This is a genomic window from Sulfitobacter sp. GN1-4, assembly GCF_055693825.1.
Genome location: NZ_JBVFUQ010000003.1, coordinates 3,015,731 through 3,029,220 on the forward strand (window position 1 = coordinate 3,015,731; position 13,490 = coordinate 3,029,220).

Annotated in this window: 13 protein-coding genes; 2 read left to right on the forward strand and 11 right to left on the reverse strand. The window is 56.9% G+C overall.

Annotated features, from left to right (window positions below):
- Positions 1-131: 131 nt before the first annotated feature.
- Entirely contained in the window at positions 132-2,414 is a 2,283-nt protein-coding gene (locus ACZ1HM_RS15440; protein WP_472743559.1) for a molybdopterin-containing oxidoreductase family protein, read from the forward strand.
- A 31-nt stretch (positions 2,415-2,445) separates the two neighbouring features.
- Positions 2,446-2,628, forward strand: a complete 183-nt coding sequence (locus ACZ1HM_RS15445) for a hypothetical protein (protein WP_472743560.1) — start codon at positions 2,446-2,448, stop codon at positions 2,626-2,628.
- Between the two features lie 241 nt (positions 2,629-2,869).
- Here ACZ1HM_RS15445 and ACZ1HM_RS15450 read toward each other — a convergent pair whose 3' ends face one another.
- The 11 genes from ACZ1HM_RS15450 to ACZ1HM_RS15500 all read right to left on the reverse strand — a co-directional run bounded on the left by ACZ1HM_RS15450 (position 2,870) and on the right by ACZ1HM_RS15500 (position 13,453).
- Complete coding sequence (locus ACZ1HM_RS15450) at positions 2,870-3,751, reverse strand: alpha/beta hydrolase family protein (RefSeq protein ID WP_472744638.1); 882 nt, start codon at positions 3,749-3,751, stop codon at positions 2,870-2,872.
- Positions 3,705-3,965 (reverse strand): hypothetical protein, encoded by a 261-nt coding sequence (locus ACZ1HM_RS15455; RefSeq protein WP_472743561.1) that lies wholly within the window; start codon positions 3,963-3,965, stop codon positions 3,705-3,707. The genes ACZ1HM_RS15450 and ACZ1HM_RS15455 overlap by 47 nt, the downstream gene beginning before the upstream one ends.
- Positions 3,966-4,005: 40 nt before the next feature.
- Positions 4,006-4,452 carry a nuclear transport factor 2 family protein gene (locus ACZ1HM_RS15460; protein ID WP_472743562.1) on the reverse strand — a complete coding sequence of 149 codons (447 nt, stop codon included), beginning with the start codon at positions 4,450-4,452 and terminating at the stop codon, positions 4,006-4,008.
- A gap of 122 nt (positions 4,453-4,574) precedes the next feature.
- Positions 4,575-4,847 carry a helix-turn-helix domain-containing protein gene (locus ACZ1HM_RS15465; RefSeq protein ID WP_472743563.1) on the reverse strand — a complete coding sequence of 91 codons (273 nt, stop codon included), beginning with the start codon at positions 4,845-4,847 and terminating at the stop codon, positions 4,575-4,577.
- Positions 4,832-5,368, reverse strand: a complete 537-nt coding sequence (locus ACZ1HM_RS15470) for an autoinducer binding domain-containing protein (protein WP_472743564.1) — start codon at positions 5,366-5,368, stop codon at positions 4,832-4,834. Before ACZ1HM_RS15470 ends, ACZ1HM_RS15465 begins: the two co-directional genes overlap by 16 nt.
- Before the next feature lie 263 nt (positions 5,369-5,631).
- Entirely contained in the window at positions 5,632-6,468 is an 837-nt protein-coding gene (locus ACZ1HM_RS15475) for an NAD-dependent epimerase/dehydratase family protein (protein WP_472743565.1), read from the reverse strand.
- A gap of 4 nt (positions 6,469-6,472) precedes the next feature.
- Positions 6,473-7,630, reverse strand: a complete 1,158-nt coding sequence (locus tag ACZ1HM_RS15480) for a pyridoxal phosphate-dependent aminotransferase (RefSeq protein ID WP_472743566.1) — start codon at positions 7,628-7,630, stop codon at positions 6,473-6,475.
- 49 nt (positions 7,631-7,679) lie between these two features.
- Positions 7,680-8,453 carry an HpcH/HpaI aldolase family protein gene (locus ACZ1HM_RS15485; protein WP_472743567.1) on the reverse strand — a complete coding sequence of 258 codons (774 nt, stop codon included), beginning with the start codon at positions 8,451-8,453 and terminating at the stop codon, positions 7,680-7,682.
- Positions 8,453-9,664 (reverse strand): NAD(P)/FAD-dependent oxidoreductase, encoded by a 1,212-nt coding sequence (locus ACZ1HM_RS15490; protein WP_472743568.1) that lies wholly within the window; start codon positions 9,662-9,664, stop codon positions 8,453-8,455. The genes ACZ1HM_RS15485 and ACZ1HM_RS15490 overlap by 1 nt, the downstream gene beginning before the upstream one ends.
- On the reverse strand, positions 9,661-11,370 hold the full coding sequence (locus ACZ1HM_RS15495; RefSeq protein WP_472743569.1) for a hydantoinase B/oxoprolinase family protein: 1,710 nt from the start codon (positions 11,368-11,370) through the stop codon (positions 9,661-9,663). Before ACZ1HM_RS15495 ends, ACZ1HM_RS15490 begins: the two co-directional genes overlap by 4 nt.
- Before the next feature lie 4 nt (positions 11,371-11,374).
- On the reverse strand, positions 11,375-13,453 hold the full coding sequence (locus ACZ1HM_RS15500; protein ID WP_472743570.1) for a hydantoinase/oxoprolinase family protein: 2,079 nt from the start codon (positions 13,451-13,453) through the stop codon (positions 11,375-11,377).
- Positions 13,454-13,490 lie beyond the last annotated feature (37 nt).

Genomic DNA, 13,490 nt, shown 5'->3' on the forward strand with positions numbered 1-13,490 from the left:
CAACGTGAAGGAGGCGCGACGCCCTTTTTTGGTTTTTCAAAAAATATGTTCAATTGTCCAAATAATTGCTACCCTCGCTTCAGTCGAGCGGTTTTCAGACACAATGCACGCTCAAAAAAGGGAGAATTATAATGCCAGCACCGGTTCCCTTGGGGGAAGAGGCCCACGGCCACACCAAGCCAATTCTCAAGAACCCGCGCAAAGGGGTCGTGAGCAAAAGAACACTGTGCCAGTCCTGCGATATGCAATGCGCCGTCGTGGCAGAAACGGTTGACGGACAGGTCGTGCGGGTCCGCTCGTCTGATAACCCTCTCTTTCGCGACCACATTTGCATGAAGGCGATTATCACGCCCAAAAGCTTTTCCCACCCTGACCGCATCCTGCATCCGCTCAAGCGGGTCGGTGAGCGCGGCAGCAACAAGTGGGAGCGGGTCACCTGGGAAGAGGCCATGGCTGATATTGGCTCCCGCCTCAACGGCATCATCGAAACGCACGGGCCCGAGGCTTGGGCCGTGTCCACCAGCCAGTGGAACACCGCAACAGATCACGGCATCGGCCGCCGGATCATGAACCACGTCGGCTCACCCAACTGGACATCTGGCGTGGCCTATTGTGCGGGCAACACGGCAGCGATCAATCGCATGACCTATGGTTGGTTCCCCTTGGGTGATTTTCACAGCACCAAGTGCATCGTGTTGATGGGCCATAACCCGCGCCGTCACAGCTGGACGATGATCTATCAATACGTGCGGCTGGCGGTCGCGCGCGGTGCCAAGCTGATCATCATGGACCCCCGACAAAGTGAGTGGTCCAAGCTTGCGGATGTGTATCTACCCCTCAAGGTTGGCAGCGATGCGGCGATGATGATGGGCTGGCTCAAGGTCATTTTTGACGAAGGGCTTTATGACAAGAAATTTGTCCGGGACTGGACCGTCGGTTTTGACAAGCTGCGCGCGCGGGTGAATGAATTTCCGCTTGAGCGGGTCGCGAAGCTGACCGGATGCGCGCCTGAGATGATTGCCAAAGCCGCGCGGATGTATGCGACCGAAGGCCCTTCGATCATCCCTTGGACGCCAATCACGGACATGCAGCGCAATTCAACCTCGGCCATCCGCCTGCAAAGCATTCTGCGCGCAGTCTGTGGACATCTGGATGTACGCGGCGGCGAGACGTTTCAGGGCTTGATCAAGGGCTTCATGACCGAATCTGAGATTGAGATGCACGAGGTGCTGCCACACGAACAGAAGATGAAGCAGCTCGGCACGTTGGAGCATCCGGCCTACACCTATCATGGGCAAACCGCACTCAACGAACCGCTCAAGCGGGTTTGGGGGCATGAATACATCAATCAGGTCACGGGCTGTTACATGGCGAACCCGTCATCACTGTTCAAAGCGATGGCCGGTGAAGGGCCTTATGATGTCAAAGCTTTCTTCGTTTTAGGCAACAACGCGGTGCTCAGTTACGCCAATGGCCAACGGATCATCAAAGGGATGATGAACCAGGAACTGGTTGTCGTGCAGGACCATGTGATGACGCCGACGGCCCAATTGGCAGATTACGTGCTGCCCGGCGACAGCTGGCATGAGCGGCCTTGGCTGTCCGATGCGTTCGGCTGGTTTGGCTTCATCCGGCCCTCTGAGCAAAGCATGGAACCCTTGGGCGAATGCAAAAGCACCTGGGAGTTTTGGAAACTGCTCGCCAATGCCATTGGGCGTCCAGAAACGGTGCCGTGGGACAGTTTGATGGATTTCTACGACGCCCGCCTCAAGGGCCTCGGCATGACGTTTGACGAATTTGCCGCAAGCACTGACGTTCATTTTGAGCCTGTCCAATACAAAAAATATGAGCAAAAGGGCTTTGCCACGCCATCGGGTAAGGTGGAGCTTTATTCCTCTGTTCTGGAGGGGCTGGGTTTTGACCCCCTGCCCTATTTCCGTGAGGACCCGCCCATGCCAGAGGGCTATCCGCTGATGATGTTCACGGGCGTGCGCGAGGATTCCTATTTCCAGACCGGCAACAGGCATGTCCCCGAGATGCGCAAACACAGCCCCGAACCGCGGGTCTTTGTGAACACCCGGACCGCGGCGCATTGGAAAGTTGAAGATGGCGAATGGGTCCACATCACTAATGAGCTGGCCACCCTGAAAATGCAGGTGCAAATCTCGGACAAAATGCCTGACGATCTGGTGCGGGTGCCGCATGGTTGGTGGAAACCCGAAATGGAGGGCGGTGTCGGAAAATTGTCTGGGGCCATGCTGCATGCCGATTCAATGATGTGCCGCGATGACACGCCTTTCATGGATCATGAGCAAGGCATACCCCATCTCAAAGGGATACCTTGCCGCATCGAAAAACTGTCCACCGCTGCTGTAAGAAAAGAGGTCGCCGCCGATGCTGTCGAAGCTGATTAACGCCGTCCCGGGCGGTTTCGTTGGGCGCCTGATGATCACACTTGCCAACGCAGGCGCGCGAAATCGCACACCGTTCGAACGCGTATCCCGTTACTTGGTCAGCAAGGTCTTTGTCGTTCCCAAAGAGGATGACTTTATGGCCGATCCGCTTGTCGACAACGACATGGGCTTCGACGTCGATGAGATACGCGCCTACCGGAACAAGGGCAGCTGAGAGCTTCGTTGACATCATACGCTGATGGGATGGCCCCTATACGAAGCCGGCAGCGTTGCCGCTGCTGGCAGCAAGGATGCGGGCCTGGCCAGGCCCTTCAATCGTCCCGACCTGTGGCGCGATAGAACAGGCAGAGTGGGACCTTCGCGCCACGTTGGGGAGTTTCTGCGGGTCGACTAAAAATGCAATGGCGTGGCAAAAGAGACTTTCACCGCACCTACTGCCTGTTACGGAATGAACATCAATCAGCTACCGCAGACGAGGCGTGCAAATCTGTCATGGCGTTCTGCTGGTCAAGATATTGCACGATGCGTTGTGCCAGATCGGCGTGTATTTCACCCCGGCTGCGCCCACCGCCGTCTTCGCACAACGGATCCAACTCCCCTTCCTTTTCAAGGATTTCCGGTCCGCGTTCCTTGCATTCAGCAAGGAAGCTGAAATGCGTGGCATCAGGGATGAAGGTATGCTCCGCATTCGGGATCTGCTGTGACGCGCGCAAGGCATGGACCCCAGCCGGGACGCTTTCATTGGTGCCAAGGTTGATGACATAAAGCGGGATTTCAATACCTGACAAACTGTCATCCGTGATCGTGCTGATGATCCCGGGGTCGACGATAACACCATTGGTGATCCGCACATCCCGAAGATCCTGCGCGGCAGGCGACAAGTCGAGCTGGTGCAGATCAACGCCGAAATGCCTCAGGAATGCACAATCGGACATGCCATGATCGGTTTCATCGCAAAACCGCTGCAAGCGATCCGGATCGACGCGCGCGCCCGCAACGGCAAGGGCCGTATAACCGCCTGCAGAAAACCCAACGGTCGAGATTGAGGTAAAGTCCACATTGGGGAACTCATGCTGGTGGCTGTTCATATGATCCAGAACCGCCGTGATGTCCTTGGGCCGTTCCCAAACCCGCACTGCCGCTTGTGCGCTGGCATTGCCGCTTGTGGTGCCCGGATGGTTTGGCAAGACCACAACATACCCATTGTCCGCCAGTTCCGACGCGATCCAGCCAAATTGACCAGCGTTGCCCCCAGCACCATGTGAAATGAGAACCAGGGGGAATTGACCTTCACGCCGGGGCGCATTGCGGCCAGCCTGGCTGCCAAAAAACACCATTGCCACCAACGGTAACCGCTTTGCCCCCAGGGGCGGCTGGATACCAGATATCGAAAGAGACATGAGTATCGCGGGCAAGGGCATAAGCCTTGCCGCGTGCGATCCCGACCGTTCCGTCGTAGGCCGGGCGAAACACCTCATAGCCCCCCCACCCCACCAATGCGGTCAGGCACAGGGCCGCGGATGCTTTTGCAAACTTAGTAAGCTTTGACATTTTCATTCCTTTCCTTCGGAGCCCACAAACGTTCGATTGATCACGCCCGGATCTCTTCTAGGTGCCAAATTTTTGAGACGATTTTCCAACCCGCGCCCCCTTTCACGAAACCCAAATGATCCACAAAGACATTCTGGTGCGCGCGGATACGTATCTTCACCGTCGCGCTCAGTGCCGAGAGGTAATCGATCATCAAGACCTCAGCTTCCAACGGCTGGCCTTTGCTCTGCGGTGACGTCCGCCCAGCCACATCCGCTCGAAACTGGTCAATCGGTTCGACGAAGATTTCTCCGTTATCTGCATCAAAAAGGCTGGACTGAGGGTGAAAGACATCTTCCAACTTTTCGACGTCACAGGCGTGAATTGCCTGGAAGTAAGTCTCAATGGCCGCATTCAGACCGTCCAACTGCGAAATCGGATCCGTCTGCGCCGACCCTGTCAAAGGTCGCTCTGCTTGGGGAAGGTGGAGAGGGTCACTTTGTGCCATGGTGTTTCCTTTGCTGTTGATCCATCCCGCCTGTGCGGAACGTCTCAAAGCTAGGCGGCCAAGAGGATGCGAGATATCCCCGCAATTGTGGGGGGAGCAACGGGGCAGAAGGCCCTGGCGCGCTAGATCAGCCCAAGAGCGGAGGCCTTAGACACAGCCTGAGCAAGCGTGACGCAATCCAGTTTCATCCGCGTATCTTTCAAATAGCCGCGCACCGTATGCTCAGATAAACCAAGGATGATGGCGATATCGGTGTGGGTTTTGCCCTCAGCCGTCCACCTCAGACACTCAATCTCACGTGGGGACAATTGCGGAAGCGGCTCTGCATCCGCGTAGATCTCAGCCAAGGCCATGTGATGAATGTCATGGGCCAATTGGATCAAACCACTGCGCATGTCTGGGAGAAAGGGCTCCCAGACGTCACCCCCCGCGCATTGTGCGCGTTGAACGACAGAACACTCCGCCGGCCAATCGCATCAACATGGCGGACACTGAAGCCGGTCTGCCCAAGACCATGTTTTGCGGCTTGTTCCATTACCTCAAGCTGCGGACCTGCAGGCGTAACGGTGGACCAGCAAAACGGCCCCGCGACACGCTCCGCCATTTGCAGGATCGGATCGATCCGAACATAGTCATTTAGCAAATATTGGGTGATCCAAGCATCCGGGTAGTTGGTTCGCACATAGGCTTTATTCTGTGCGTCTTCGCCCGACCGAAAGAGGTGCAACGTGACGTAGTCGACGCCATAGGCACAAGCAATTCGCGGCACCGCATCCTGAACTGTGCAGGCTTCCATATCAATGTCTGCAACTGTCAAACGGGACGGCCCTAAGTTACGAAAAGTCAGCCTCTTATCTATAGGCGGTTTGAGGGTGTTGCGGAACACCCCGCTTTCGGCTTCAGAAGAAGAAGGCAAGTGGGGATCGCCTCATTCTCATGGTCCAAAGTGTTGAAGAGCCTGAACCGTTGGCCGTGCCGGAAGCCCCAAGCGAAGTGTGGTCGATATACTTCATGGCGGATCAGATGGCCGACGGTAGATTGTCCTGAACGTTGAACGTGTGTCCTGCCCACCATAGCGTCCGCTAATCTAGTTTAGCTCTTTTCAGGAGGCAGGGCACTTGTCGAAGTTGCCAGCGGTAATCAATGCGGCCTTTTCGTCTGGCACTCTCTGTCTCCTCGTCAGGTTTTCTTGGTGTCGTCGATGATGTTCATGGTGGCCACGCCGCTGTTGCCCAACTCTACGGAGGCAAATGGCCCGCCGTGGCACATGTGGCCGGGGTCTTGAGGGTCCATTGGGTCGGTCTCAGCCAGAATGGCCGGGGCGAATTGTTCGGCATTGTCTTTTGGGCGGTAGCCCAGAAAGCTGGCTTTCGAATTATCCACTGGCACGCGGTCGTTGTCCGACACGCCATATACCACCGAAAAGCCGGTCACGGGCGTTTCGATGCAGCGCTGAACCAATTGGATCAGATCATCGTAGGACAACCACGACCCAAGTGCGCGGGCGTTGGTCACCTGCGCGCAGGACAGGATCCGCATATGCACGCTTTCAAGCCCACGTTTGTCCCAATACATCGATCCCAGATCTTCTGCGAAACACTTGGCCAGCCCGTAGAACGTATCAGGCCGATGGCGCGCATCCGTTCCAATAAACTCGTTCTTGGGATGCATGCCCACTGCATGAATAGAGCTGCCGTAGACAACACGTTTGAGGCCGCGTTGATAGGCCGCTTCCCAAATGTTGTAGGCACCCACAAAATTCGGGCCAAGCAGCTTTTCGAACGGCCCTTCATCCGCGTAGGCCCCCATGTGGACGACCATGTCAGCGCCTTCCAATACGCGCATCATGTCATCAAGGCTGGCAAGATCCCCTTTGGCATAAGTCTCACCGGGATAAAGCGTGCCGATATCGTCAACGATATCTGTCGAAACAAGCTCATCGCACATTTGCGACATGGGCTCGCGCAGGTAAGAACCAAGTCGGCCAGCTGCGCCTGTCAGAACAAGTTTTTTCATTCGCTCACGTCTTTCTTTTGAGTTTGGCCACAGAGGCGGCGATGCGGTCCATCGCTTCGCCTAAAACCTCCAGAGAGGCCGCTGTTGAGATACGGAAAAAGGGCGACAGCTCATAAGCGCTGCCGGGCACGGCGGCGATGCCTGCGTCATCGAGGATGTAGGCCGTGACTTCGGCATCATCGGTAAGCGTTGCACCTGTCTGCGTCTGCGCACCGATCAGATCCGCGCAGCCGATCAGACCGTAAAACGCACCACCGGGTGGGGCCAGGGTAAGACCATCGATCTGGGCCACGCGCTTTACCACAAGATCGCGGCGGTCTTCAAAGGCCTGACAAAATGCACGCACGGCGTCTTGGGGACCATTCAGGGCGGCGGCAGCCGCGGCTTGGGCAATGGCGCATGCCCCTGAACAAATCTGGCTTTGCACTTTCGTCATCGCCGCAATCAGCGGCTTTGGACCCGCACCATACCCAATGCGCCAACCGGTCATCGCATAGGCCTTGGAGACGCCGTTCACGGTCAACGTGCGATCCTTCAAGGAGGGGTTGGCGGCGGCAAAGGATAGGAACGTGCGGCCATCAAACAGAATGTGCTCATAGATTTCATCCGACAGGATCAACACATCCGGGTGTTTTTCCAACACCGCACCTAACGCGCGCAGGCCATCGTCAGAATAGATCGCACCGGCAGGGTTCGACGGCAAATTCAGCATGATCCAGCGTGTTTTTGGCGTGATCGCCGCCTCAAGCTGATCCGGCGTCAAACGAAACCCGTTTTCGGCGGGACATTTCAGCGCGACCGCTTGTCCGCCAAGAATAAGAACAATGTCTTTGTACTGGCCAAAGTACGGGGCACACATCAGCACCTCGTCGTCTGGCTCCAGCGTGGCCATCATCGCATTGAACAGCACCTGTTTGGCACCGTTGGAGACGATCACCTCGTCCACAGCATAGCTCAGCGTGTTTTCGCGCCGCAGTTTGTCAACGACTGCTTGTCGCATCTCAAGCGTACCATTCGTTGGCGGGTAACGTGTTTCACCACGCAAAGCCGCTTGGTGCGCAGCCTCAACGATATGGGCGGGTGTGTCGAAATCAGGCTCTCCCAACCCCAGATCAATGACGTCTTCACCGCGCGCCTTGGCTTCTTTCGCGGCTTGGCTCACCCAAGCAGACGCCGAGGGTTTGACAGGGTCAAGGCGGAGGCCGCAAACTTCATGCCAACCCGCCTTTTACCGTCGCGAGTAAATGATCTGACGCTTTGGCCAAAAGGCTTGCGTCCGTTCCGCAGGCCACAAAGGTGAACCCTTCGTTCAACAGCTCAGTTGCAAAGGCAGGGTCAAGCACAAGGGTACCTACTGGCACGCCTTTATCGATCAGCTTTTGCGCGGCTGGCTTAATCAGCTTCCAAACCTCTGGGTCCATCGGTTTGCCCAGTTTTCCGATGTCTGCTGCAATATCCGCAGGTCCGAAGAAGATGCCGCTAACGCCATCGACCTCACTGATCGCCTCCGCCTGTTCGACGGCGGCGCGCGTCTCCAACTGCAACAACACTGTTGTTTCATCTTCGATGCGCGCGGTGTAATCCACGACGCGCCCAAACTTCGTGGCACGCGTGGCCCCTGACACACCGCGCACGCCGTGGGGCGGATAGCGCGTTGCGGCCACCGCTTTTTCCGCCTCTTCAACCGACTGGATCATCGGGAACAATAGCCCCGGCGCACCAAGATCAAGCAGGCGTTTTACCGCAACCGTATCGTTCCATTCAACCCGTACAATGGCTGTGGTGTCGCTGGCAGCAAAAGCCTGCAATTGACCCAAAACGCTGAAATAGTCATTGGGGCTATGCTCCATGTCGATCAGCGCCCAATCGTAACCAGCAGGTGCTGTGACCTCTGCGACGAAGTTGCTGCACAGACTAATCCAGAGGCCGATCTGTTTGTCCCCAGCGGCGAGCGCTTGGGTAAAGCCATTCGTTGCAAGCTTCATCAGATAATCGCCTTTTCAATGATCTTGCGGCCCGCAGGGACGCGATCAAAATGGAACTGAGTCATGTCGAGGGTTTGGTATTTGCCATGCACCATAATCTCGGCTGTACCCCGCCCCATCGCAGGAGATTGCTGCAGGCCGTGCCCCGAAAATCCGTTGAGAAAAAAGAAGTTCTCAACGTCCATATGCGGGCCCAAAATCGCGTTATGATCGAAAGTGTTATAGGCGTAATGCCCCGCCCATTCGGATTGCACTTTGATCGCTTCAAACTGAGGGATGCGCGTCGCGAGGATCGGCCAGACGTGGTTTTCCCAGATACTGTGGTCCATGATAAAATCATCCGGATCGACGGCAGGATCGATGTCAGAATGGCCGCCGCACTGATAGGTGCCCCCGCCGTTTTCACGCACGTGAACGCCAGACGGATCAATGGTAAGCGGCAGATCCCGGTCAAGCGGCTGCGCGGCGGAGAATATCCAAGAGAAGCGTTTGCGTGGCTCTACTGGAACTTGGATGCCCGCCATTTGTGCAGTTGCGGCCGCACGCGGGCCAGATGCGTTGAGGACCTGACCACAGGAGATGACTTCACCCGACTTCAATGTGACGCTTTCAACGCGGGTACCCGCGGCGTTTTTGTTCACCGCGACGACTTCGTTTTCGACATACTCAACACCGCGTTCACGGGCGGATTTGCGCCACCAGTCAAAGACAGCTGTCGCGTCCCAAAACCCTTCATCCACCAAATTGATGGAGCCCAGGACAATGTCATCGACGTTGTAGAACGGATAGGCCGCTTTGATCTGATCGGGGGTCATCAGTTGGGTTGCAGCAGCTGCGGCAAGCTGAACCTGCTGGCTTTCACGCAAGACGTTCGCAAAGCCCTCATTATCGGCCAGATACATGTAGCCAAATGACCGGATTGTCAGCTCAGGCACGCGGTCGTCATTCCCCATGTAGCGCGGCAGGTTTTTGACAAAATCAGCGGCGAACTGGCTGATGCGCACGTTCAATTCGCCCGAAAACTGTTGTCGCATGCACGAGTTGGTGTGCATCGTCGATGTGTGTTCATAGGTCAGGTCGCGATCGACGACCAAGACGGTGCCATCAAAATCCTTGTCATCGGACAAGAACCACGCGGCGGACGCGCCCATCATTGCGCCGCCGATGATGACCACGTCATAGGACGCGCTTGCGGGTGTTTGGGTTTTCATAGGGTATCTCCTCGTGCGACGGCGGCTTGAACGTCTGCGATGTCAGCTGCGGATAGGTTGTAGTCGCGCGCGGCCGTCTCAGCAGAGATATAGCCACGTGCCAGATCACGTTTGACAAGATCGACAGACCGCTCGGACGGGTCGCCGTAGCCAGCACCACCGGGGAAGGCCATGAGGACTTTACGACCATGGGCGACGAACTGTTTGCCTTTGCCGTTCATCGCGGTGCCATCGTCTTGGACGATGGTTGTGGCAGCACCGGCTCCGCCACCGCGACGCCCACGTGCCGGGTGATCCACGCGGTCAAACATGGCTTGGATATCAAACTCATGCCCCTCTTGCGCGCCCACTTCCATGTATTGGCCCAGGCCGCCGCGGGTCTTGCCTGCGCCACCTGAGTCCGGGCGAAGCTCTTTGCGCCAGATGATGACTGGGCCTGCATGTTCTGTTGCTTCAATCGGCATGGTCATCACGCCTGATGGGAAAGCTGTTGCGTTCAGTCCGTCATGTTCTGGCCGCGCGCCAGATCCGCCTGAGTTAAAGGTCAACACCTCGGAGCGACGGGCATGCGCGGGTGCAGGCGCATCGGTGCGGGGACGAAGCGAAACCTGGAAGTTGCACAGACAGCCTGCCCCTTCGGCAGGGACTAGACCGGGCACGATTCTGTCAAAGGCGTCATAGACGGCATCCGGCACGAAATGTCCGACGATATGGCGCAACGCGACTGGCGCAGGGTGCAGCGCATTGACAATCGTGTTCTCGGGTGCCGCGATCTCAAACGGGGCAAGCGAGGCCGCGTTGTTCGGGATTTCCGGTGCGATGGCGACCTTCAAAGCATAGCAGGCATAGGCCTTGGCATAGACCAGTGGGCAGTTGATGCCCTTCTTGTCTACGCCTGAAGAGCCGGTGAAGTCTGAGACGATCCGATCACCATCTACCGTGATCTTAACCTTAAGCGTAATGGGACGGTCAAAGCCGTCCATTGTCATCTCACCCAATGCGGACTGCTGCGGCAAGGCTGCGATCTTCTCAATGGTCGCTCGGCGAGAGTTGTCGAGGATAAAGGCCGCGATACCATTCAGGTCCTCCAGCGCAAACTCGTCCATCATGTCTACAAGGCGACGATGGCCGATCTCGTTGCAGGTGGCCAGAGCGTAGATGTCGCCGATGAGTTGATCCGGCTCGCGGACATTGCCACGGATGATGCGGGTCAGTGTTTCATCTACCACGCCCTTATCCGCGAATTTCATGATCGGGATGTATAGACCTTCCTCATAGACGCTGTGCGCATCGGCTCCAAACCCGCGACCGCCAATATCGACGATGTGCGCGGTACAGGCAAAGAACCCAACCAGTGCGCCACCATGAAAGGATGGCGTGACCATAGTGATGTCATGGAGATGGCCTGTGCCCTCCCACGGGTCATTCGTGATATAGACATCGCCGTCATGGATGTTGTCCGGGCCTATGCGTCGAATGAAATGCGCGACGGCATCAGCCATCGCATTGACGTGACCCGGCGTGCCAGTCACCGCTTGGGCCAACATATTGCCTGCGACATCATAAACGCCCGCTGAAAGGTCTCCCGCCTCACGCACGGACGTCGAAAAGGCAGTGCGCACCAAGGCCTGCGCTTGTTCTTCCACGACCGAGATCAGACGGTTCCACATCACTTGATAGGCGACTTTTGAATGCTCTTGGGTCATGGCCTTATCCCTTCGTAACGACGTCAATACAGCCGTCAGGCTGGCGGATTGCGTCCCGGCTGGCGGGTACGATGATGGTGGTTTCATCCTCAACCACAGCGACCGGACCAACCGCCCGTTCGCCCGAAGACATGTCAAAGCGGTGCACCACGTCCGCATTCAGAAACTTGCCCGCGCCTGCGTCAAACAATTGACGCGCGCCCACAGAGGTTGCCTTTGCTATGCCGCTTGTTTCATCCATGCGCGCCACGTGCTCCGGCGGGGTCGTCGCGTTTACGGACCAGACAGTGATCTCGATATCCATTCCCGCAACAGGGCGGCCGAAAAGCTTGGTATAGTCCTCGATAAACCGCGCCTCGAACGTATCGACATCCGGGTTCATGGCTTGCTCTTCCGTCAATTCAATGGGGATTTCCCAGCCTTGCCCTGTGTAGCGCATGTAGACTTTGAACTCTGACAAGATCGGGCTGACTTCGTCGCAGGTGCGGACGAAACCCGTGGCCTCCACTTTGAGGTCGGTCAGCAGGCCTTTGATCCGCTTAGGATCGAAGTCACTAAGCTTCATGTAGACGGATCGGTTTGCTTCAAAGCTGAAGGGCGCGCGCAGGAAGCCGATAGCAGACCCAACGCCCGCCCCGGGTGGCACAAGCAATCTGTCGACCCCAAGCTTTTCAGCCAAGCGCCCTGCATGCAGCGGTGCGGCGCCACCGAATGCAATCATGGTATATTCCGATAGGTCTTCGCCGTTTTCGACCGCATGGACCCGTGCCGCATTCGCCATATTTTCGTCGACGACTTCTGCGACGCCAAATGCGGCTTCGACCGCGTCCATTTCGAGTGTGTCGCCCACGTGGTCTGACAACACTGATTTGGAGTTTTTAGCATGAAGCTGGATGGAGCCACCCGCAAAATTATCAGGATCAAGTTTGCCAAGAACGAGATCAGCATCCGTCACGGCCGGACGCACGCCGCCGCGGCCATAGCAGGCGGGCCCGGGCTCGGACCCGGCACTTTCTGGGCCGACGCGAATTTGACGCAAAGCATCTACATGGGCGAGCGACCCACCACCAGCGCCGATCTCAACCATGTCGATCACGGGGATCGAAATCGGCATGCCAGAGCCTTTCTTGAACCGATACGTGCGCGCGACTTCAAAAACACGGGATGTCTTGGGGGTCTGGTTCTTGATCAGGCAAATCTTGGCTGTTGTGCCGCCCATGTCGAATGACAGTACTTTGTCCAACCCGTAGCGCGCCGCGATATGAGCCGCAAAAACCGCACCGCCTGCGGGACCGGATTCAACCAGGCGCACAGGAAAGTCCGCCGCATTCTGGATTGAGATGATCCCGCCGCCAGAGTGCATCAGGAAGATCCGGCAAGACACGCCTTCCGCCTTCAGCCGATCCTCTAGGCGGCCAAGATAAGAGGCCATCAGGGGCTTGATGTAAGCGTTAGCCACGACGGTATTGAACCGTTCGTATTCGCGCATCTGCGGTGAAACTTCAGACGAGATCGACACGGCGACACGGGGCAGTTTTTCAGCCAGCACATCGCGCACCAATTCTTCGTGCGCAGGGTTCAGATAGGAATGGATCAATCCCACGGCGACACTTTCAAACCCGGCTTGGGCAATCTTGTCGACGACGCTCTCAACCTCGGCACGGTCAATATCGATCAGCACTTGGCCATTCGCATCAACGCGGCCCCCGACGGTGAAACGCATTTGGCGTGGCAACAGGGGCTCTGGAAGGTTCAGGTTGAGATCGTATTGTTCAAACCGCGATTCCGTACGCATTTCGATCACATCACGGAAGCCTTCCGTCGTAATCAACGCCGTCTTAGCGCCACGACGTTCGATCAACGCATTCGTGGCAAGCGTCGTCCCGTGAATGATCTGGTCAATCTGCGCAGGCGTGACATCCGCTTTGGCGCAAACCTGATGCATCCCATCAATGATCGCGTTTTCGGGCGCAGCGTAGGTGGTGAGAACCTTTGTCGAAAACGGCACGCCATCCTTTTCCAACACAACGTCGGTAAATGTGCCGCCGATATCGACGCCGAGGCGAACGGAAGGTGCTGCCATTCTGGGCTCCTGCTGTAGCTTTCCTTTATGGATGCTC